Raw genomic sequence first — 19294 nt, 5'->3', positions numbered from 1 at the left:
ATCGTATCCCCGGGCGCCCCCGGCAATCTGGGCGCTTCGGGACACGGCCCAGGCGCTTGACGGCGCCCCCATGCAACAGACGGCCCGCCTTGCAAGCAAGGCGGGCCGTGTCATTTTCCGGCTTGATACGCAGCGCCCGCCCGCCGCCGACAAGCTTTGCTCATATTTTCATGACAGCAATTGTCGTTTCCCGGCCTTTGGCCTAACAAGAACCCCCGATCAGATGGACGGTCATCGCCCGCAGGCATTACCGCTCCGCTTCCCGGAAGGCCCTCTGTGTTCGAATCATTCTTTCCCCGGCCGAAGCTCTTCTTCTCCTCGGCCCTGCTCTGGACCGCGCTCGGCATCGTACTCTGGTACACGATCGGCGACTCGATCGGCCAGGCGCTCGGCTTTCCGCTGGCATCTGAGACCGATGAACCGATCGTCGGGCTGCGCTATTTCTACACGCCGTCCTTCATGTGGTTCTATTTCTTCTACCTGATCTGGTCCTGCGCTTTCGGCTTCTTCTGGCTCTTCTTCTCGCCGCACCGCTGGCAATGGTGGTCGATCTTCGGATCGATCTTCATCCTTTTCACCACCTATTTCGGCGTCCAGGTCAGTGTTGCGCTGAACAATTGGCGGCGGCCGTTCTTCGACCAGTTCCAGCAGGCCCTCTCCGGCGATGGCTCGGTCACCCAGGCCGACCTTTACGGCCTCCTGATCATTTTCGCGGAGATCGCCTTCGTCTCCATGGGCGTGTTCGTCGTCACGCGCTTCTTTGTCAGCCACTACATCTTCCGCTGGCGCACCGCGATGAACGATTTCTACATGGATCGCTGGCCGCGCGTGCGCCACATCGAGGGCGCTTCCCAGCGTGTTCAGGAAGACACCATGCGCTTTGCCTCGATCATGGAGGGGCTCGGCGTTGCCTTCGTCGATGCAATTATGACCCTCGTCGCCTTCTTGCCGGTGCTCTGGGCACTGTCGCAATATGTCACCGAGCTGCCGCTGGTAGGCGCCATTCCGCATGCGCTCTTCACCGCGCTTTTGTTCTGGGCCGCTTTTGGCACGGCGTTGCTGGCCATTGTCGGGATCAAGCTGCCGGGGCTCGAATTTCGCAATCAGCGAGTCGAGGCGGCCTACCGCAAGGAACTGGTCTACGGCGAGGATGATCCGGACCGGGCGCAGCCGCCAACCGTCCGGCAGCTGTTTGAAAACGTCCGCAAGAACTATTTCAGGCTGTATTTTCACTACATGTATTTCAACATCGCGCGCGGATTCTACATCCAGGCCGATGCCATTTACGTCAACATCATCCTCGTGCCGACCGTCATTGCCGGCAAGATCACGCTGGGCATCTGGCAGCAGATTCTCACCGCCTTCAGCCAGGTCTCCAATTCATTCCAGTTTCTCGTCAATTCCTGGACGACGATCGTCGAATTGCTGTCGATCTACAAACGCCTGCGCGCCTTCGAGGCTGTGTTCCGCGGCGAGGAACTGTCCGATCTCGAACAGCGCTATCTCTCGGGCATCGGCACCGGCGGTGGCTACGCCCAGCGCGCCGCCGATCCGGCGCCGGGCGAGGGCGGTCCCGACGCGATCCAGACCATCGAGGATCCGCGCTAGCAGAACAAGGCGGCCGGCGCATCAGCTGGGGGAATCATCGCCGGCGGCAAGCCGTCTGAGCGCTTCGGCGTGGCTGACGCAGGCAATCTCCGCCTTGCCGCAGCTCTCCTCCAGGAAGATGTCGAGCGCATCCCAGTAGGCGCCGCCATTCATTTCGACGAAGTGATACCCGATCTGCAGCGGCTGCCGGCTGCCCTGATACTCGCGTTCGAGTGCCGAGCGCAGGGCCTTCAGTGTCCGCTCGCGAAACGCGGCGGCGTCCTCGGGGCGTTCCTTGGCGCCGGAATGGCGGGCGAAAAAATTGTAATCCATGGCAATCACCGGCCGGTTTTTTGGCCCCTCGGCGATCATCGGCAGGGAAAACCGCACCGGCTTGGCGCCGAGCCGCGGCGTTTCCGGCCCGTCGGACACCGTGCTGGCATCATAGGCAAAGCCGTGCCGCGCCAGGGCCTCGAACAGTCCCGGCCCGGTGGCAAGATAAGGCGCGCGAAATCCCCGGATCGCCGTCGTGGCAAAGTCCTGCCAGCCGGCCGGCTCGGACCCGCCATTGCCGCTCACGGTCCAGGCGCGCTTCAGCGCCGCATCGAACTGGGAAAATTCCTCCTGCCATTGCCGCGCCGTCCAGGCGCTGCCATCGAAATGGCCGCAGCCATGACTGCCTATTTCGTGGCCGGCCCGGTAGGCCTCCCAGATGTGTCCGAGCCGCGCCCTGACATCAGCGTGGTCCGGCGCAAAGCCGACATTCGATGCGCCCTGTTTCTCGCCCGGAGCCTGATAGGATGCCGCATCGGCGCGGGTCATCAGAAACGTGCAGCCGAGGAAATAGGTGAAGGTCGCGCCCGTGCGCCGCGCCATGGCCAGGCTGCGCTCCCATAAGGCATTGTCATGCGCGCCGTCGAACGAGACGATGATCAATTGCGGATCGGTGCCTGCCTGCGCGGCACGCGGCTGCGCCGGTTGCAAGAGGATGGCGGCAAGACCGACGCTGGCAGCGAGGCTGAGACGGGACAGGGCACGAAGGCCGGACAAACGCGGCAAGGACAAGACTCCGGTAAACATCAGGGGAAACGGCGCGGGCGTCCCGCAGGTTCCCGTAATGGCTTTGAGTTGCAGATTTGTATGCGCTTGTCAGCGCGCAGCGGCACAGCGAACGCAGGTTTCGGCCATCGGATCGATGGCCAGGCGCCGGTCGGGTATCTCCTCGCCGCAGTCCTCGCAATAGCCGTAGTCGCCCTCCGCAAGGCGACGTTCGGCCATCTCGATGCGCACCAGATCCCGCTGCCGCGTGCGTTCCTGGCTGGCCGCCATCGCCTGCTGCTGCATCGCATCCATGCGCGACAGCCTTCCGATCGACTGCTGATCAAGCTCGACCGGAGCCCGCGCGGCCCGTGATAACGCGGACATCGCTTCGAGTTCGTTCTTCACATCGTTGAGCCGGGCGCGCGCCGCTGCAAGATCAACTGTCATGCGACAATGGTAGGCGGCAATGGTGAAAACGCCAACAACCCGGCCCGGCGCCTGTTCAATTCCTGCGCCGCAACCGCTATAGCTTTGCAACACATCTCGATCATGGAGCGCTTAAGTGCTGATCCTCATCCTCGGACTCGTCATCTTCCTTGGCATTCATTCGGTCCGCATTGCCGCATCGGATTTCCGCGACGCACAGGTCGCCAAACTCGGTGAGGGGCCCTGGAAGGCCGTCTATTCGGTGATCGCCCTGGTTGGCCTGGTGCTGATCGTCTGGGGCTATGGAATGGCCCGGATGAATCCGGTCGTGCTCTGGGTCGCCCCCCTGTGGATGAGTCATGTCACCGCCTTGCTGATGCTGGTGTCGATCATCCTGCTCGTCGTCTCGCAATTTCCGCCCGGCCGTATCAAGGCTGCAGTCAAACATCCGATGCTGCTGGCGGTGAAGATCTGGGCGCCTGCCCATCTGTTGGTGAATGGCGATCTCGCATCGCTGCTGCTGTTCGGCGGCTTTCTCGTCTGGGCGGTGTTGGACCGCATTGCCGTCAAGCGCCGGGTTCGCGCTGGCGAAGCCGTCGAGCCGCGGCCGGGGCCGGTGCGCTGGGATGTCATTTCGGTGGCGGTCGGCGTGCTCGTCTACCTCGCCTTTGTCCTGTTCCTGCACGAATGGCTGTTCGGCGTCGCGCCGATTGTCATGCGCTGACACGACCCGGCTCTGGAAGCGGCGAAAGGCACTGCCGCAGCCTTTTCCCTTCCATTGAAACCTGTTTGACACTAGAAGGCGGCAAATGGCGTCCGGGCCGCAACCCGGGCAGATGACCGGGCGAGTGACATGAGCAACGATGATTCCACCTTTATCCGCGAAGTCAATGAAGAGCTTCGCTCCGATGCGCTGAAGGCCTTCTGGCAGCGCTGGCGCTTTCTCATCATCGGCCTGGCGATCCTGATCATCGTCGGAACCGCCGCCGAGCGCGGCTGGGAATATTGGCGCAATGTCACTGCGGCACGCTCCGGCGATCAGTATCTCGTCGCCCTCGAACTCGCCCGCCAGGGCAAGAACGAGGAGGCTCTCGCCGCCTTCAACGCGCTCGAAGAGGAAGGGCACGGCGCCTATCCGGTGCTCGCCCGCATGCGCGCCGCCACCGTCACCGCCGAAGAAGGCGATAAGGAAGCCGCCGCCCGCGCCTTTCTCGCCATCGCCCAGGACAGCGGCGTCGCCGATTCCGTGCGCGATGTGGCGCGGGTGCGCGCCGGCTACCTTCTCGTCGACACCGGCAGCTACGAGGCCGCCTCCGCTGCCGTCGAGCTGCTTGCCGTCCCCGGCCACGCTTATCGACATTCGGCTCGCGAAATCCTTGGTCTTGCCGCTTTTCAGGTGCAAGAGCTGGCGCGCGCCCGGGACTGGTTCGCGGAAATCCTGTCCGACGACGAGTCTCCGGCCAATATCAGCCGCCGGGCGCAAATCATGCTGGATCTGATCACCGCGCGCCTGCCGCAGTCCTGACCGGACCGGCGATGCCGCCCCGGGCGCGTCGTCAGGTGCCGGACCGACCGTGCCGGTTTGCAGCGTGTGGCAGGGGCTGCAGGGACTGGGCCGCAATGACCGGTCGCGCGCTTTGGTGACAGGGCCCCGGGGAGGGCAAGGACGAATATGAGCTTCACTCTCGCCATTGTCGGCAGACCGAATGTCGGCAAATCGACGCTGTTCAACCGCCTGGCCGGCCGCAAGCTGGCGCTGGTGGACGACACGCCCGGCGTCACCCGCGACCGCCGGCCGGGCGACGCCCGCCTTGTCGATCTGCGCTTCACCATGATCGATACCGCTGGCCTGGAAATTTCCGCGCCTGAAACACTCGAGGGTCGCATGCGCGCCCAGACCGAGGCCGCCATCGACGAGGCCGATCTGGCGCTGTTTCTTGTCGATGCCAAGAGCGGACTGACGCCGGTCGACGAAATGCTCTCCTCGATCTTGCGCAAGCGCGGCAAACCGGTCGTTCTCGTCGCCAACAAGGCCGAGGCGCGCGGCGCCGAAGCCGGCATGTTCGATGCCTATCGCCTCGGGCTCGGCGAGCCGGTGCCGATTTCGGCTGAGCACGGCGGTGGCATGCTCGATTTGCGCGATGCCATCGTTGCCGCCATTGGCGAGGAGCGGGCGTTTGCCAAAGACCGTCCGGAGGAGGCGGCAACCGATATCGATATCGCCCCGCGTCCGGTCGACGACGAGGATGAAGGCCCGGAATACGACACCAGCAAGCCGATGCGGGTGGCCATTGTCGGGCGCCCCAATGCCGGCAAGTCGACGCTGATCAACACCTGTCTTGGCGAAGACCGCCTGCTGACCGGGCCGGAGGCCGGCATCACGCGCGATTCGATCTCCGTCAAATGGCAATGGCGCGGCCGCGACATCAAGCTGTTCGATACCGCCGGGCTGCGGCGCAAGGCGCGCGTCCAGGAGAAACTGGAAAAATTGTCGGTCGCCGATGCGCTGCGCGCCATTCGCTTTGCCGAAGTCGTCGTCATCGTTCTCGATGCGACGATCCCCTTCGAAAAGCAGGATCTGCAGATTGCCGATCTCGTCGTGCGCGAAGGCCGCGCCCCGGTCATCGCCTTCAACAAGTGGGACCTGATCGACAATCGCCAGGAAGTGCTCAAGGAGTTGCGCGAGAAGACCGAGCGTCTCTTGCCGCAGATCCGTGGCATCCGTGCCGTGCCGATGGCCGGGCAGACCGGCGAGGGGCTCGACAAGCTGATGGAAGCCGTCACCTTCGCGCATCGCATCTGGAATCAGCGCATCTCGACGGCAAAGCTCAACCGCTGGCTCGATTTCGTGCAGGGCCATCACCCGCCGCCGGCGGTTTCGGGCCGGCGCCTGAAGCTGAAATACATGACCCAGGTCAAGGCCCGGCCCCCCGGTTTCATGATCTCCTGCACCCGTCCCGATGCTGTCCCGGAATCCTACACCCGCTATCTGATCAACGGATTGCGCAACGATTTCGAAATGCCGGGCGTGCCGATTCGCATCTTTTATCGCGGCGGCGAAAATCCCTATGCGCCCAGCGATAAACCGGCTCGCCGCCAGGCGGCGCGCTGGGGCAAGAAGAAAGCCCCCTCCGGCAGCCGGCGCGGTTAACGGTAAATCAAGGTTAATGATCCACCTTGCGAAGCTGTTGTTGTTTCGCGAGTAAGTGTACCGGAGAGTTTGCGTGCGCCATTTCATGCACCGTCGGCCTGACCGCAAGGGGTTGCGCAAGGGTCCAGGCCATCGCCTTTTTGCGCCATTGTTGATCGGTTTCGGCTTTTTTGCCGCTTCACCCACACCCACCGATTTCGCCGATATGGGCTCCTACATCGCCGCTCTCGAGAAAGGGCAGGGGCGGTGGAAAACCCATCTGACGGCGGCGCCCGCCGGCGCCGTGCAGACCGCTGATCTCGCCTTCGTCGATCCGATCCTGACCAATTCGACCACCGGCGGCGGCGGCATCACCCTGCCGAGCGGCGAAGTGATCGCCTTTTCCGGCAAGGTCGGCGCCGATGATCCCCGCCCCGATTCCGAGCGCATCACCCGCTCGCAGAAAAAGGGCCGCGTCGTCACCGTCGCCCCGATCGCGCCGCCGCGCCAGTTCTCGGCCGGCTCGGTGCTCGAGCGGCAGTCCAACCTTCTGCGACCCACCCTTGAACTGAACAAGCCGATGGCGTTCGTCGATCCGGACATCAAGGGCCGCGAAGTACAGGTCGCCCGCGCCTTCTACGCCCGCAAGCCGAAGGTGGTAGATCCACAGGTCTCGCCGATGCTTGCCAAACTGGTGACCAACCGCGATGCCGACATCCTGGCCACCGCCTATGCGCCGCCGCCGCCTGACTACTCCCGCCAGTCGCCCTTTGCCTCGATCCTGCAGACCGAAACCCGCCGCGGCCGCTTCATCCCGCCGATCGGCGAGCGCGATCACGCCTGGGCCGCCAGTCCGCTGCCCGCCTCTGCCTTCAGCGCCAAGCAGCAGCGCTGCCTGGCCGCCGGCATCTATTTCGAAGCGCGCGGCGAAAGCCTCAAGGGCCAGGCGGCCGTCGCGCAGGTGATCCTCAACCGGGTGCGCAATCCCACCTATCCCGACAGCATCTGCGGCGTCGTTTACCAGAACCAGTCCTGGCGCAACCGCTGCCAGTTCTCCTTCGCCTGCGATGGGATCCGCGACCGCATCAAGTCGCCGCGCCACTGGAACATGGCCGAGGAGATTGCCATCGCCGTCTCCGCCGGCAAGATCTGGCTGACCGAGGTGGGATCCTCCACCCATTACCACGCCACCTATGTCCGTCCCCCCTGGGCGCGCAAGATGCGTCGCGTCGGCCGCATCGGGCAGCACATCTTCTTCGTCACCCATGGCGGCGGCTGGAGCTGATCACCGACGCCGGTGCCGATCCCGCATGACGGAAAGGCAAGCGTCCCGGCGGCGCAGGGAGCGGGGGATTCTCTCGCCGCCCGCCACCAGCCTGTCAGAAATTCGATCATCGACAGCGCAGCAGGTGGCGCGAGCCTGCTAACTTTCTGTATTTAAAAAGAAAATTCTCACCCCGCTGCGGACTTCTATCGCCTTGACTATGGCAGAGCCTAAAACTATGTTGCGCCCGACTTCAAAACGGCCTTCTCCGGTCGTTGCGGGCAGTGCGAGGACGGTCGGTGGTCGAGAGCGACAAGCAGGGCTCGTCCGGTGAATCGCCGGCCGGCAACAGACAGACGGAACAAGGTGGGGAAAGTCTCGAGGCACGACGCCGGCGCCTGGCCGCTGATCTTGCCACCCGCGGCGGCAAAGTTGAGCCGCGGGAGGAAGGTCGAGAGCGCAGACAGGGCTACGCGTTGGCCGTCAAGCTGTCGAGCGAGTTCATCGCCGCCGTGCTTGTCGGTGCGTTTCTCGGGTATCTTCTCGACCGGTTCGCCGGGACGGCGCCCTGGGGCATGATCGTGCTTCTGCTCTTGGGGTTTTGTGCCGGTGTTTTGAACGTGCTGCGCTCGACGGGCGCTGTTTCGACCCCCGCTCCGGGGCAGCGCAACAGCTCCTGGAAGGCGAAGCCGGACGACGAGTAGAACGGCGAATGTCCGGATTGACGGGAACGGTTCGTCCTCCCGCCGGCGGCAAAACGCAACAAGGTCTCCGCGAGATGCGGAGCGGAAAGATCGAAGAGGCGGCAGGTGGCCACGGATAAAGTCGACCCCATTCACCAGTTCAACCTGACCAAGCTGATCCCTGTGGAGATCGGCGGTCTGGACCTGTCGTTCACAAATTCCTCGCTGTTCATGGTGCTGGTCGTCGTCTCCACGGCGGCGTTTCTGTATCTGACCACCTCGACGCGCGGCCTGGTGCCGAGCCGGATGCAGTCGATCTCGGAAATGTCCTATGAATTCGTCGCTTCGATGTTGCGCGACGGGGCCGGTTCGCAGGGGATGCGCTTCTTCCCGCTGGTGTTCTCGCTGTTCATGTTCATCCTGATCGCCAACCTGTTCGGCATGGTGCCCTATTTCTTCACCGTCACCAGCCACATCATCGTCACCTTTGCCTTCTCGATGCTGGTGATCGGCTTGGTCGTGGTCTACGGCTTCTGGAAGCACGGCCTGCACTTCCTCAATCTTTTCGTGCCCCAGGGCGTTCCGATGCTGTTGATGCCGCTGGTTGTTGCCATTGAGGTGATTTCCTTCCTGTCGCGTCCGATCAGCCTTTCGGTCCGCCTGTTCGCCAACATGCTGGCCGGTCACATCACGTTGAAGGTGTTTGCCGGTTTCGTCTTTTCGCTCGGCACGCTCGGCGCGCTTGGCATTGGCGGCGCCATCCTGCCGCTGGCCATGACCGTGGCGCTGACCGGTCTCGAGTTTCTCGTCGCCTTCCTGCAGGCCTACGTTTTCGCGGTCCTGACCTGCATGTATCTCAATGATGCCCTGCATCCGGGACACTAGAAGACGATCATTCCTCACCGGCGGCCGAGCCGCCACACTCCAGTTGCAAGCAATCCATTCCAAAGGAGATCAATCATGGAAGCAGAAGCAGCAAAGTACATCGGCGCCGGTATCGCCTGCCTCGGCATGGGCGGCGCAGGCATCGGCCTGGGCACCATCTTCGGCAACTACCTGTCGGGCGCCCTGCGCAATCCGTCCGCTGCCGATGGCCAGTTCGGCCGCCTGATTTTCGGCTTCGCCGTGACGGAAGCCCTCGGCATCTTCTCGCTGCTCGTGGCCCTTCTGCTCCTCTTTGCCGTCTGATCATCGACGGACAGTGACCGCGCGCCACGCCGTCTTTCGGCGTGGCTGCTCACTTTGGAGGCGTATATGTTTGTAACCCCGGCATTTGCCCAGCAGAGCTCAGATGGTGCGCTACCGGATCCGGTGGACACCACACCCGCTGCGGGCGAGGTGCAGACCGAGACCGGCGTGGCCGATCACGGCGAAGCGCATGGCGCATTCCCGCCGTTCGATTCGTCGACCTTCGCCTCGCAGATCCTCTGGCTGGCGATCACCTTCGGGTTGTTCTACCTGTTCATGAACCGCGTCATCGTGCCGCGGATCGGCGGCATTCTCGAGCACCGGCGCGATCGTATCGCTCAGGATCTCGGGGAAGCCAACCGGCTCAAGGAAGAGGCGGACAACGCCATCGCGGCCTATGAGCAGGAACTGGCGACAGCGCGTAACCGGGCGGCAGAGATCGCCCAGGCGGCGCGCGACAAGGCCAAGGCCGCGGCTGATGCCGAGCGGACCAAGGTCGAAGGCGAACTGGCTGCCCGCATGGCGGAAGCCGAGACGCACATTTCCGCCATCAAGGGGGAAGCGCTCGGCGAGGTTGATGCCATCGCCACCGATGTCGTCAGCGAGCTGGTCGAACACCTGCTCGGCGGCAAGGTGACAAAGGCGCAGGCCGCCGCCGCCGTGCGCGACGCACAGGCGAAATAGGAGACAACCGCAATGGACGCGACATCCTGGGCCTCTTTGTGGGCTTTCGTCTCTCTTCTGATCTTTCTCGGCATCCTCGTCTATGTGAAGGTGCCTTCGATGATCGGCAAGAGCCTCGACAAGCGGGCCGCCGACATCTCGAACGAACTCGATCAGGCCAAGAAGCTGCGCGAGGAAGCGCAGCAGCTGCTTGCCGAGTATCAGCGCAAGCGCAACGAGGCCGAGAAGGAAGCGGCTTCGATCCTGTCTTCCGCCGAGAAGGAAGCCGCGCAGCTGCGTGAGGAAGCCCGGATCAAGACGGAAGACTATGTTGCCCGGCGCACCGCGCTGGCCGAGCAGAAGATCCGTCAGGCCGAGACCGAAGCGGTCAACGAGGTGCGGGCTTCGGCCGTTGAACTCGCCGTTGCCGCTGCCGAAAAGCTGGTCGCGGAGAAAGTCGATACGGCCAAGGCCGGTGACCTCTTCCAGTCCTCGCTTGGCGAGTTGAAGACCCGCTTGAACTGAAGCGGCTGCGAGAGCATCAAAACCGACAAAAGGGCCTGGCGCACCGCGCCGGGCCCTTTTTGCGTCTGCGCATGCCCGTCCGATAACGACCAGACGCTAAATTATTGCAGAAATGTGCCGGCAGCAGCGGTACGCAGGCCGCTCAATCCGGCCGCAGCGGACGGAAGCTCATGCGGTGCAGGGCGCAGGGCCCCTTGCTGGCGATTGCCGCCCGGTGAAAGGCGCTGGCGTAGCCCATGTGGCGCTCGAACCCATAGTCGGGAAACAGCCCCCCGGCGCGCACCATCATCCGGTCGCGCATCACCTTGGCGACGATCGAAGCGGCGGCGATCGAGCAGGAGCGCCCGTCACCCTTGACCACCGCCTTGGCCGCGCAGCCGATACCTGGCGGCACGTCGCGCCCGTCGACCAAGGCGAAGTGTATCTCGTTGGGCAGGGCCGCGACTGCGCGCACCATGGCCATGAGACTGGCCTTGCGGATATCGGTGCGATCAATCTCGGCGGCCGAGACAGAGGCGACGGAGACGATGGCGCTGGCGAGAATCGTCTCGAACAGCGCTTCGCGCCGGTCCCGCGTCAGCAGCTTGGAATCATTCAGCCCGTCCGGAACACGCTCACAATCAAGGATCACCGCTGCGGCCACCACCGGTCCCGCCAGCGGGCCGCGCCCGGCCTCGTCAAGCCCTGCGACATGGCGGAAGCCATCGCGCATCAGCCCGCTTTCAAGGGTGAAGTCCGGCGCCGTACGCTGCGGCAGCGCCTCGGCAGAAAACAGGGAATCGGACGGCATGCGCAAGCTCATCAATGAGCTTTTGCATCACCGGCCGATTCCCCGCAAGTCCCGGGCGGCGGGGACGGGGTGCCGCACGCGGGCAACCGGATCCTCAGGGGCGGGTGGGGCCCCGGTCATGGCGGATGGACGATCCGGTCGTTTCGCTCGGGTCGCAAGCAGCTGGCACTGCGCAACCCGGAATCTAGAGTAGCGACAATTGCACGCCGTCACTTTTCGGCGGCACGAACAGATCGGTGCGCATCTGCGCCTTGCGCCGCTTCAGCCCGAGCCGTTCGGCCGCCAGGTCGAAGCGCCGGCCGATCTGCCAGGCATAGGGGCCGCTGCCGCGCATCCGCTTGCCGAACTCCGCATCGTAATCCTTGCCGCCGCGCATCGAGCGGATCAGCGACATCACACGCCGGTAGCGGTCCGGGTAGTGGCGCAGCAGCCAGTCGCGGAACAGCGGGCTGACCTCGTGCGGCAGGCGCAGCATCACATAACTCGCTGCGCTGGCGCCGGCCGCCTGCGCCGAATCGAGTATGCGCTCGAGTTCATGATCATTCAGGCCCGGAATCATCGGTGCCGCCATCACCGAGGTCGGGATGCCGGCCTGCGTCAGCATCCGGATCGCTTCCAGCCGCTTGGCCGGTGTTGCCGCGCGCGGCTCCATGGTCCGCGCCAGCTTGCGATCGAGCGTCGTCACCGACATCGCCACCCGCGCCAGGCCCTTTGCCGCCATGCGTTCGAGAATGTCGATATCACGCGTCACCAGCGCCGACTTGGTGACGATGCCGACCGGATGATTGGCCGCCTCCAGCACCTCGAGCACCTGACGCATGATCCGCCATTCGCGCTCGATCGGCTGATACGGATCGGTGTTGGTGCCGATGGCAATCGGCTGCACCTGGTAGCCGGGCTTGGACAGTTCCCGCTCCAGGAGCCGGGCGGCATCCGGCTTGGCAAACAGCCGCGCTTCGAAATCGAGCCCGGCCGACAGCCCCATATAGCTGTGGCTCGGCCGCGCGAAACAGTAGACGCAGCCGTGCTCGCAGCCGCGATAGGGGTTGATCGAACGATCGAAGGAAATGTCGGGGGACTCGTTGCGGGTGATGATCTTGCGCGGCTTCTCCACCTGCACTTCGGTCTTGAACGGCGGCAGCTCATCCAGCGAGTTCCAGCCATCATCAAAGACCTCGCGCGTCTCCACCTCGTAGCGGCCGGCGATATTCAGGCCGGCCCCGCGCCCGCGCCGCCGCCGCGCATCCGGGCGCAACAGCGCTTCGGCCGCCCGCTGATTGGCCTGTCCGGCCGTCAGGGCAGGATCAAAAGCGGTGCTCGTTCCCGTGTCGCTCGCACGCATTGCCGTCTCCCTTCCCTGCATTTCCGGGCGACGGTCTGTGAACCGACTCGCCCGCTGTTGATGAATTTATTCCTAAATCATCAAGTCGAACAAAGCAAGAACAAAATGGAGCGCACGCTGCCATGCGGCCATGCAGGCGGCTTTGCAGAGATCGGACGATTTGCGGGTTTTTTGTTCAGGCGGCCGGAAGCAGCGCCGCCGCAGCGTCACCGGCAGTCCGGCACCCGCCGTATGTCAGCAGAGATCAAGCTTCGGCATGGCCGCATGGCTGCACGTGGCTGCGACAAACCAGTCCGGACGCTCCCTGCGCATCTCGGTCGCGGCATCCCGAGCCGCCGCCGCGTCGGCAAACAGGCCGAATACGGTGGCGCCCGAGCCGGACATCGCTGTTGCCAGCGCCGCATTGCGCCGCAGGCCGGCCAGCCCGGCGGCAATCTCCGGCACAAGCTGCGTCGCCGTAGGCTCGAGATCGTTGCGGCTGGAATTCAGCCATGCTGCGATCGAGGCGACATCGCGCTGGACGGGCAGGGGCGGCAGGGGGCCGGCATCGCGGCGCACGAGCCGCTCGAACACGCTTGAGGTGGAAACCGGCAGCAACGGATTGACCAGCACGATCGGCAGCGCCGGCCACGGGTTCAACGGGCTCAGCTCCGTGCCGATGCCGCTCATCCGTGCCGGCTGTCCGGCCAGACAGACCGAGACATCGGCGCCCAGCGCGCAGGCCATCTTGTGCAGATCCGGCGCCGGCGGCCTGACCTGCCAGAGACGACACAAGGCGCGCAACGTCGCTGCCGCATCCGCCGAGCCGCCGCCGATGCCCGCGGCCACCGGCAGGCGCTTGGTCAAGCTCAGCGCCACCGGAGGCGCATCCTTCATCGCCCCGGCCTTGCTCGCACCAAGATGCGCCCGCAACAGATCGCGGGCCCGGATCATCAGATTGCTGCCGGCATCGCCGCCCGTCAGCGCAGCGGCAAACGGCCCGTCGACGACCAGACTGTCGCGGTCAGCGGCGCGTGCCACGACGCGATCACCGAGCTCGGTGAACACGGCGATGCTGTCGAGCGTGTGATAGCCGTCCGCGCGCCGGCCGGTCACCGCCAGCCCGAGATTGATCTTCGCCGCGGCCAGTTCGACCGCGCTGGCCGCAATTGCGGTATCTGCCTGCATGTGCCGTCTCTATCCGAAATGCGCTGCGTTGCCACGCAAAGGGCGCCATTCGGTCTTTTCCGGCAGATCGTCGGAGCCGGTCGCCGGTGCCCTTGGTTCGGGAGCCCGCGGCGTCGTCTTCGGCTCGCCATTGGCACTGGGAACGGAAGGGCTCGGCTCCACCGGCGGCAAGCCATCCTTCAGCTTCGCCTTGATCTCCGCTTCAAGCTCGGGTGTCGGCTCGTGGATCAAGGCGCGGTTCCACTGGAAGCCAGCCTCGATCTTCCGCCCGACCCGCCAATAGGCATCGCCGAGATGATCGTTGATCGTTGGGTCCGCCGGCCGCAATTCGACGGCACGTTCCAGTTCCTGCACAGCCTCTTCATAGGCTCCGAGCCGGTAATAGGCCCAGCCGAGCGAATCGACGATATAGCCATCATTGGGCCGCAGATCGACCGCGGCCTGGATCATCTCCATGCCGGCTTCAAGATTGATGTTCATGTCGATCCAGGAATAGCCGAGATAGTTCATCACCTGCGGCTGGTTCGGATAAAGCTGCAAGGCGCGTTGGAGAGCAGCCTCGGCGCGCGGCCACTGCTTCAGCCGCTCATAGGCGATGCCGAGCTGGAAAAACAGATTCCAGTCGTTGCGGCTCGGCACGGCGCCGACGATGGCGATTGCTTTCTCGTAGGTCTCGGCCATCGCCTCGTAATCTTCGTCGCTGGACAGGACGCTGCCATAGGCGAGATAGCTGCGCAGATCGCTCGGATCGGCTTCGATCAGCGCTTTCAGATGCGCCCGCGCCTCCTCATGATTGCCGAGATCCGACAGCGCCAGACCAAGCTGCAGCTCCGAGATCCGCCGCATCGGCGAATCCTTCGGAACCTGGCGGTAGATGGCGATTGCCTCTTCCCGTTTGCCCAGCGTTTCCTTCAGGTTTCCGAGCGTCACCAGCGTCGCGGCATTCTCCGGATCGAGAGCCCGCGCCAGCTGCAGGTAAAGGGTCACCGTTTCCTCCGCACCCTTGCGGTTGACCGCACTGCCGAGCGAGAACAAAGCGGCCGCCGCCCCCTGCCGTGCGTCGGTCACGTCGAGATCGGGAAGGTCGTTGTTCTTGATGCTCTGGCGCATGGCCGTGATCGGGGCAAAACCGGGGCTGAACTCCTCGCCGAGCGCCAGCGTGTCGAGGGCCGCCCGCATGTTGCCTTGCCGGGCCTCGAGCGCCGCCAGCGCCATCACGGTGCGCACGAAGGTGTCAGGGGCCGCGCTGCCGGTCGACTTGTCGGTCACCGCCGTCTGGTAGATTTGCCGCGCCTTGGCGATATCGCCCATGAATTCGGCGATTGCGGCCGCGTGGAACTGGGTGAATACCGGGTACCAGGGCGGGCCCTCCAGCGATTCGAGACTGGCCAGCGCCTTGGCACCGTCTCCGGCGCCGGCGTCGGCCCAGGCGGCGATCAGCGTGTTGAGCAAGCGGTCGATCGGGTTGGTCGATGCGGTGTCGAGATGATCGACAGCCTTGTCATAGTCGCCGCGCCGCATGGCATCGACCGCCAGGGCCAGGTCGCGCAATTGATCGACGGCGCCATCGGCCTCGAGCGAGCGGACGATCTCGATCCCCTCATCGAACCGGCCATCCATGAACAGATCGACCATCAGCCGCTCGCGAATGCGCTCATTGGTGGGATCGAATTCAAGCGCCTTGCGGTAGAAGGTGATCGCCGAGGCCAGATCGAACTGCGCATCGGCGGTCTGGGCGGCCAGGAAAGCGGCGGCAAAGCTGCGAATGTTCACCTCGACCGATTTGTCCTCCTGCGCCGGCGCGGCATGCGCCCTCGTCATGCTGCCCGATCCGATCCAGCCCGTCCCGGGCGTTGCCATGTCGACAAGGATCACTCCGGCCAGCGCGGCGGCACCCAGAGCGACACCGGACATCAGGATGCGACCCGTCTTCCGGGTGCGGACGATCGTTTTGCGCATGAAGAACCTCGTGCTGGTTGACGTCTCGACCGCCGGTGACGACCGTGGCCGGGCAGACCAATTGGGGAATGATCCCATTCGCATGGCACCATGGCTTTTTTGTTGCAGCCCTTCAAGACAGGCCGGCGCGGGAACCCGTCAGCGGGTCGGGGGCAGGGGGCCTGCCCTTAGGACGCCCGGCTCAGGCAGAAGGCGATGACCTCGAGCAACGCTTCTTTTTCGGCGCTGTCGGGCAGGGGCGCCAGCGCATCGCGTGCGATCGCGGCATAATGCTCTGCGCGCGCCACCGTATCGCGCAGGCAGTCATATTCGCTGATCAGTTCGATCGCCCGCTGCAGCGCCGCATCGTTATTCTCGCCCTTTTCGATGGCCTGACGCCAGAAGGCGCGCTCATCCTCGGTGCCGCGCCGGTAGGCCAGCACCACCGGCAAGGTGATCTTGCCCTCGCGGAAATCGTCCCCGACATTCTTGCCGAGATCCTTCGCCGTCCCGCCATAATCGAGCACGTCGTCGATCAGCTGGAAGGCCAGCCCGAGATTGATGCCGTAAGAGCGCATCGCATTGCGTTCGGCTGTCCCCATTCCGGCGATGATCGGTCCGACTTCCGCCGCCGCCGAGAACAGCGCCGCTGTCTTGGCGCGGATCACGGCCAGATAGTCGTCTTCTGTCGTCTCCATGTTTTTGGCGATCGACAGCTGAAAGACCTCGCCCTCGGCGATCACCGATGCCGCTGTCGACAACACGTCGAGGGCCTCCAGGGAGCCGGTCTCGACCATCATCTTGAAGGCCTTGCCGAGCAGGAAATCGCCGACCAGAACGCTCGCCTGGTTGCCCCAGATCATGCGTGCCGTCGACCGGCCGCGCCGCAGATCGCTTTCATCGACGACATCGTCATGCAGTAGCGTCGCCGTGTGCATGAACTCGACGCTGGTTGCCAGCTTGATGTGATCCTCGCCGCGATAGGCAAACATCGCGGCAGAAGCGAGCGTCAGCATCGGGCGCAGCCGCTTGCCGCCCGACGAGATCAGGTGATTGGCAACCTCGGGGATCATTTGCACGTCGGAGCCGGCGCGCGCCAGGATAAGCTGGTTGACCCTGTCCATGTCGGCTTTCGTCACGGCAACGAGGGGCTTGACGGATGCCTGCCGGTCGTTTCCTTCTTTCAGTGGTATGACTACGCCCAAACCCGATACTCCCTGTGACCAATTGCGGTTAACAATAGGTCTCGACCCGGAAGCCGGCAAGCGGCGAAATGGCGCATTCCGGCGACGGACCCGAGGACAGCTTCTTATATGCACGAATTGATTCGGACCAATGATGCAGTGCTGATTTCCTTCGTCGAGACGTTGATGGAGGAAGCCGGGGTCGGCTATTTCATCGCAGACGCCAATATGAGCATTCTCGAAGGATCGATCGGCATGCTGCCGCGCCGCATCCTCGTCGATCCCTCCAAGGCGGCTCTGGCCCGCCGCATCGCCCGTGAGGCCGGTCTGGCGCATGAGCTCCGTCCCTGGCAGGAAGATGACCGGTGAGCGGCCTCAAGCAGCATATGGGCGCCCCTTCTGCCGAACAGGCCAAGCCGCCGGCACCGCCGATTGCTCCTGTGGTCGAAACGGCAGGGGCGGCCGGGGCTGACGTCGAATGCACCATCGATGCGTTCCATTATGGCCACTTCTATCTTGTGCAGCCAAAGAAGGGCGGCCACCGCGCCGGCATGGATGCGATGCTGCTGGCCGCGACCATTCCCGGCGACGCCACCGGCCATGTCGCCGATCTCGGGGCGGGTGCCGGGGCGGCCGGCCTTGCCGTGGCCGCGCGCGTGCCGAAGGTGGCGGTGACCCTCGTCGAGCGCTCTCCCGCCATGCTGCATTATGCCAGGCGGACCTTGGCACTTGAGCAAAATGCATGGGCAACCGGACGCGTCGACATCGTCGGTGCCGATGTAACCGTTGCCGGAAATGCCCGGCGTGCCGCCGGCCTGCAGGATGAGGCCTATCGCTGGGTGATCCTCAACCCGCCCTATAACGAGCCCGACGATCGCCGCACGCCGAACGCCTTGAAGGCCGAGGCCCACGCCATGACCGGGCCGACCTTGTTCGACAGCTGGCTGCGCACCGCCGGTGCCATCTTGCAGCCGGGTGGCCAGGTCAGCCTGATCGCCCGCCCAAGCTCGCTAGGTGCGATACTTGATGCGCTGGCTGGCCGCTTCGGCGCCACCGAAGTCACGCCCGTGCATCCGCGCGTCGATGATGAGGCGATGCGCATTCTCGTCACCGCCATCAAGCAGAGCCGCGCCCGTCTGACCCTCTGCCCGCCACTCGTTCTGCATGATGGTCCGGGCCACGCCTTCGCACCATATGTCGACGCGCTCAACAATGGACGCGCCGCATTGCCGCGCCGCCGGCCGGCACCGCCCTGTCGCAGCCAGCGCCCCACAGAACGCTCCACTGAACGTCCAAGCCGCAAGCCGTAGTTTCCCTACGAGCACCACCTGGCCACAGAGCGCCTCGAGGATGAATGCCTTTCGCGGCGCCGCCCCCATTGTATTGCGGTGGAGACGACATACATCGGATGGGAACCGGCGCCTGCCGGTGAACGCGACGGCAAGCCGGATCGCGAAAGCATGTTTGACTGCAACGAGGTTTTGCGATGAAGGCGAAGTTCGAGAAGTATCTGCCGGCCCGGTTCCGCTCTGACACGACCGTCATACCGGTGGTGCGGCTGCAGGGCACGATCCAGACCGGTGGCAGCCAGCTCCGCCCGCATCTTTCGCTCGCCAATGTCGCCGGCCAGCTCGACAAGGCCTTTTCCGACAAGAAGGCTCCCGCCGTCGCCATACTGATCAATTCCCCTGGCGGCTCGCCGGTGCAGTCGCGGCTGATCTATCGGCGGATCCGCGATCTGGCCGAGGAGAAAAACAAGAAGGTCCTGGTTTTTCTCGAGGATGTTGCCGCGTCCGGCGGCTACATGATCGCCTGTGCCGGCGATGAGATCATCGCCGATCCGTCCTCCATCGTCGGCTCGATCGGCGTGATTTCCGCCGGCTTCGGTTTCGTCGATCTGATCGACAAGATCGGCGTCGAACGCCGCATTTATGCGGCCGGGCAGAACAAGTCGGTGCTCGACCCGTTCAAGCCGGAGCGCGAGGAGGATGTCGAACATCTCAAGGAATTGCAGCTCGAGGTGCACCGCACCTTCATTGATCTCGTCAAGCAGCGGCGCGGCGACAAGCTGTCCGATGAGCCGGATCTGTTCACCGGAAAGTTCTGGAGCGGCGTGTCCGGCCTTGATCTCGGTCTTGTCGATGAACTGGGGGATCTGCGTTCGGTCCTGCGCGCCCGTTACGGCGACAAGGTGAAGATGCGGGTCGTATCGGCCCCGCGCAATCTTCTCGGCCGCCGCGTCGCGGGCAATGCCGCCGGTCTGCAGGCTCAAATGCTGGCCGGCGCCATCGAATCCGGCTTGAATGTGCTGGAAGAGCGCGCATTATGGGGCCGGTACGGGCTGTGACCGAAGATTTTTCGGCACC

General features: G+C 64.3%; 20 protein-coding genes. 13 read left to right on the top strand and 7 right to left on the bottom strand.

Annotated features, from left to right (window positions below; all coding sequences use genetic code 11):
• The first annotated feature begins 276 nt into the window (after positions 1 to 276).
• Positions 277 to 1608, top strand: coding sequence for a peptide antibiotic transporter SbmA (gene sbmA, locus KY465_RS06830; RefSeq protein ID WP_219200942.1), 1332 nt, complete (start codon positions 277 to 279; stop codon positions 1606 to 1608).
• A 21-nt stretch (positions 1609 to 1629) separates the two neighbouring features.
• Here sbmA and KY465_RS06825 read toward each other — a convergent pair whose 3' ends face one another.
• On the bottom strand, positions 1630 to 2619 hold the full coding sequence (locus tag KY465_RS06825) for a polysaccharide deacetylase family protein (protein ID WP_428982982.1): 990 nt from the start codon (positions 2617 to 2619) through the stop codon (positions 1630 to 1632).
• A 117-nt stretch (positions 2620 to 2736) separates the two neighbouring features.
• Positions 2737 to 3075 carry a TraR/DksA family transcriptional regulator gene (locus KY465_RS06820; RefSeq protein WP_219200941.1) on the bottom strand — a complete coding sequence of 113 codons (339 nt, stop codon included), beginning with the start codon at positions 3073 to 3075 and terminating at the stop codon, positions 2737 to 2739.
• Between the two features lie 115 nt (positions 3076 to 3190).
• Between KY465_RS06820 and KY465_RS06815 the strand changes: the two genes are divergently transcribed.
• The 9 genes from KY465_RS06815 (at position 3191) to KY465_RS06775 (ending at position 10507) form a co-directional block, all read left to right on the top strand.
• Entirely contained in the window at positions 3191 to 3778 is a 588-nt protein-coding gene (locus tag KY465_RS06815) for an NnrU family protein (protein WP_219200940.1), read from the top strand.
• A gap of 129 nt (positions 3779 to 3907) precedes the next feature.
• Positions 3908 to 4579, top strand: a complete 672-nt coding sequence (locus KY465_RS06810; protein ID WP_219200939.1) for a tetratricopeptide repeat protein — start codon at positions 3908 to 3910, stop codon at positions 4577 to 4579.
• A 147-nt stretch (positions 4580 to 4726) separates the two neighbouring features.
• The gene (der, locus tag KY465_RS06805) at positions 4727 to 6205 is read left to right on the top strand and encodes a ribosome biogenesis GTPase Der (RefSeq protein ID WP_219200938.1); all 1479 of its coding nucleotides are present in this window, start codon (positions 4727 to 4729) and stop codon (positions 6203 to 6205) included.
• Positions 6206 to 6290: 85 nt separating this feature from the next.
• Complete coding sequence (locus tag KY465_RS06800; RefSeq protein WP_219201704.1) at positions 6291 to 7469, top strand: cell wall hydrolase; 1179 nt, start codon at positions 6291 to 6293, stop codon at positions 7467 to 7469.
• Between the two features lie 278 nt (positions 7470 to 7747).
• The gene (locus KY465_RS06795; RefSeq protein WP_219200937.1) at positions 7748 to 8152 is read left to right on the top strand and encodes an AtpZ/AtpI family protein; all 405 of its coding nucleotides are present in this window, start codon (positions 7748 to 7750) and stop codon (positions 8150 to 8152) included.
• 105 nt (positions 8153 to 8257) lie between these two features.
• Complete coding sequence (locus KY465_RS06790; protein ID WP_219200936.1) at positions 8258 to 9016, top strand: F0F1 ATP synthase subunit A; 759 nt, start codon at positions 8258 to 8260, stop codon at positions 9014 to 9016.
• 75 nt (positions 9017 to 9091) lie between these two features.
• Positions 9092 to 9319 carry a F0F1 ATP synthase subunit C gene (locus tag KY465_RS06785; RefSeq protein ID WP_131569648.1) on the top strand — a complete coding sequence of 76 codons (228 nt, stop codon included), beginning with the start codon at positions 9092 to 9094 and terminating at the stop codon, positions 9317 to 9319.
• 66 nt (positions 9320 to 9385) lie between these two features.
• Positions 9386 to 10003, top strand: coding sequence for a F0F1 ATP synthase subunit B (locus tag KY465_RS06780; protein WP_219200935.1), 618 nt, complete (start codon positions 9386 to 9388; stop codon positions 10001 to 10003).
• A 12-nt stretch (positions 10004 to 10015) separates the two neighbouring features.
• On the top strand, positions 10016 to 10507 hold the full coding sequence (locus tag KY465_RS06775) for a F0F1 ATP synthase subunit B (RefSeq protein ID WP_219200934.1): 492 nt from the start codon (positions 10016 to 10018) through the stop codon (positions 10505 to 10507).
• A 142-nt stretch (positions 10508 to 10649) separates the two neighbouring features.
• On the opposite strand, the gene rnhB is transcribed toward KY465_RS06775, so the two are convergent.
• The 5 genes from rnhB to KY465_RS06750 form a co-directional block, all read right to left on the bottom strand.
• Complete coding sequence (rnhB, locus tag KY465_RS06770; protein ID WP_219200933.1) at positions 10650 to 11309, bottom strand: ribonuclease HII; 660 nt, start codon at positions 11307 to 11309, stop codon at positions 10650 to 10652.
• A gap of 172 nt (positions 11310 to 11481) precedes the next feature.
• Positions 11482 to 12639 carry a PA0069 family radical SAM protein gene (locus KY465_RS06765; protein ID WP_219200932.1) on the bottom strand — a complete coding sequence of 386 codons (1158 nt, stop codon included), beginning with the start codon at positions 12637 to 12639 and terminating at the stop codon, positions 11482 to 11484.
• A 234-nt stretch (positions 12640 to 12873) separates the two neighbouring features.
• Positions 12874 to 13806 carry a 4-(cytidine 5'-diphospho)-2-C-methyl-D-erythritol kinase gene (locus KY465_RS06760; RefSeq protein WP_219200931.1) on the bottom strand — a complete coding sequence of 311 codons (933 nt, stop codon included), beginning with the start codon at positions 13804 to 13806 and terminating at the stop codon, positions 12874 to 12876.
• A 9-nt stretch (positions 13807 to 13815) separates the two neighbouring features.
• Complete coding sequence (locus KY465_RS06755) at positions 13816 to 15765, bottom strand: tetratricopeptide repeat protein (RefSeq protein WP_255561511.1); 1950 nt, start codon at positions 15763 to 15765, stop codon at positions 13816 to 13818.
• 167 nt (positions 15766 to 15932) lie between these two features.
• Positions 15933 to 16949, bottom strand: coding sequence for a polyprenyl synthetase family protein (locus tag KY465_RS06750; protein ID WP_219200930.1), 1017 nt, complete (start codon positions 16947 to 16949; stop codon positions 15933 to 15935).
• Positions 16950 to 17057: 108 nt separating this feature from the next.
• Between KY465_RS06750 and KY465_RS06745 the strand changes: the two genes are divergently transcribed.
• From KY465_RS06745 to KY465_RS06735, 3 genes are all read left to right on the top strand, one after another.
• Positions 17058 to 17297: a putative signal transducing protein gene (locus tag KY465_RS06745; RefSeq protein WP_219200929.1), complete on the top strand. Its 240-nt coding sequence runs from the start codon at positions 17058 to 17060 to the stop codon at positions 17295 to 17297.
• The gene (locus KY465_RS06740) at positions 17294 to 18238 is read left to right on the top strand and encodes a tRNA1(Val) (adenine(37)-N6)-methyltransferase (RefSeq protein WP_346432605.1); all 945 of its coding nucleotides are present in this window, start codon (positions 17294 to 17296) and stop codon (positions 18236 to 18238) included. Before KY465_RS06745 ends, KY465_RS06740 begins: the two co-directional genes overlap by 4 nt.
• Positions 18239 to 18414: 176 nt before the next feature.
• Positions 18415 to 19275 carry a S49 family peptidase gene (locus KY465_RS06735; RefSeq protein ID WP_219200928.1) on the top strand — a complete coding sequence of 287 codons (861 nt, stop codon included), beginning with the start codon at positions 18415 to 18417 and terminating at the stop codon, positions 19273 to 19275.
• Positions 19276 to 19294: the final 19 nt, after the last annotated feature.

Origin of the sequence: Neohoeflea coraliihabitans (genome assembly GCF_019334345.1) — a bacterium.
Lineage (GTDB): Bacteria > Pseudomonadota > Alphaproteobacteria > Rhizobiales > Rhizobiaceae > Pseudohoeflea > Pseudohoeflea coraliihabitans.
Note: the sequence above shows the minus strand (reverse complement) of the source record. Positions and strands in the feature narration are given on the sequence as shown.

What these genes read in the sequence shown, in the direction of transcription:
- KY465_RS06820 (WP_219200941.1), bottom strand. Translation starts at nt 3,075, where the DNA reads ATGACAGTTGATCTTGCAGCGGCGCGCGCCCGGCTCAACGATGTGAAG.
- KY465_RS06810 (WP_219200939.1), top strand. Translation starts at nt 3,908, where the DNA reads ATGAGCAACGATGATTCCACCTTTATCCGCGAAGTCAATGAAGAGCTT.
- der (WP_219200938.1), top strand. Translation starts at nt 4,727, where the DNA reads ATGAGCTTCACTCTCGCCATTGTCGGCAGACCGAATGTCGGCAAATCG.
- KY465_RS06800 (WP_219201704.1), top strand. Translation starts at nt 6,291, where the DNA reads ATGCACCGTCGGCCTGACCGCAAGGGGTTGCGCAAGGGTCCAGGCCAT.
- KY465_RS06785 (WP_131569648.1), top strand. Translation starts at nt 9,092, where the DNA reads ATGGAAGCAGAAGCAGCAAAGTACATCGGCGCCGGTATCGCCTGCCTC.
- KY465_RS06780 (WP_219200935.1), top strand. Translation starts at nt 9,386, where the DNA reads ATGTTTGTAACCCCGGCATTTGCCCAGCAGAGCTCAGATGGTGCGCTA.
- KY465_RS06775 (WP_219200934.1), top strand. Translation starts at nt 10,016, where the DNA reads ATGGACGCGACATCCTGGGCCTCTTTGTGGGCTTTCGTCTCTCTTCTG.
- rnhB (WP_219200933.1), bottom strand. Translation starts at nt 11,309, where the DNA reads ATGAGCTTGCGCATGCCGTCCGATTCCCTGTTTTCTGCCGAGGCGCTG.
- KY465_RS06765 (WP_219200932.1), bottom strand. Translation starts at nt 12,639, where the DNA reads ATGCGTGCGAGCGACACGGGAACGAGCACCGCTTTTGATCCTGCCCTG.
- KY465_RS06760 (WP_219200931.1), bottom strand. Translation starts at nt 13,806, where the DNA reads ATGCAGGCAGATACCGCAATTGCGGCCAGCGCGGTCGAACTGGCCGCG.
- KY465_RS06755 (WP_255561511.1), bottom strand. Translation starts at nt 15,765, where the DNA reads ATGCGCAAAACGATCGTCCGCACCCGGAAGACGGGTCGCATCCTGATG.
- KY465_RS06745 (WP_219200929.1), top strand. Translation starts at nt 17,058, where the DNA reads ATGCACGAATTGATTCGGACCAATGATGCAGTGCTGATTTCCTTCGTC.
- KY465_RS06735 (WP_219200928.1), top strand. Translation starts at nt 18,415, where the DNA reads ATGAAGGCGAAGTTCGAGAAGTATCTGCCGGCCCGGTTCCGCTCTGAC.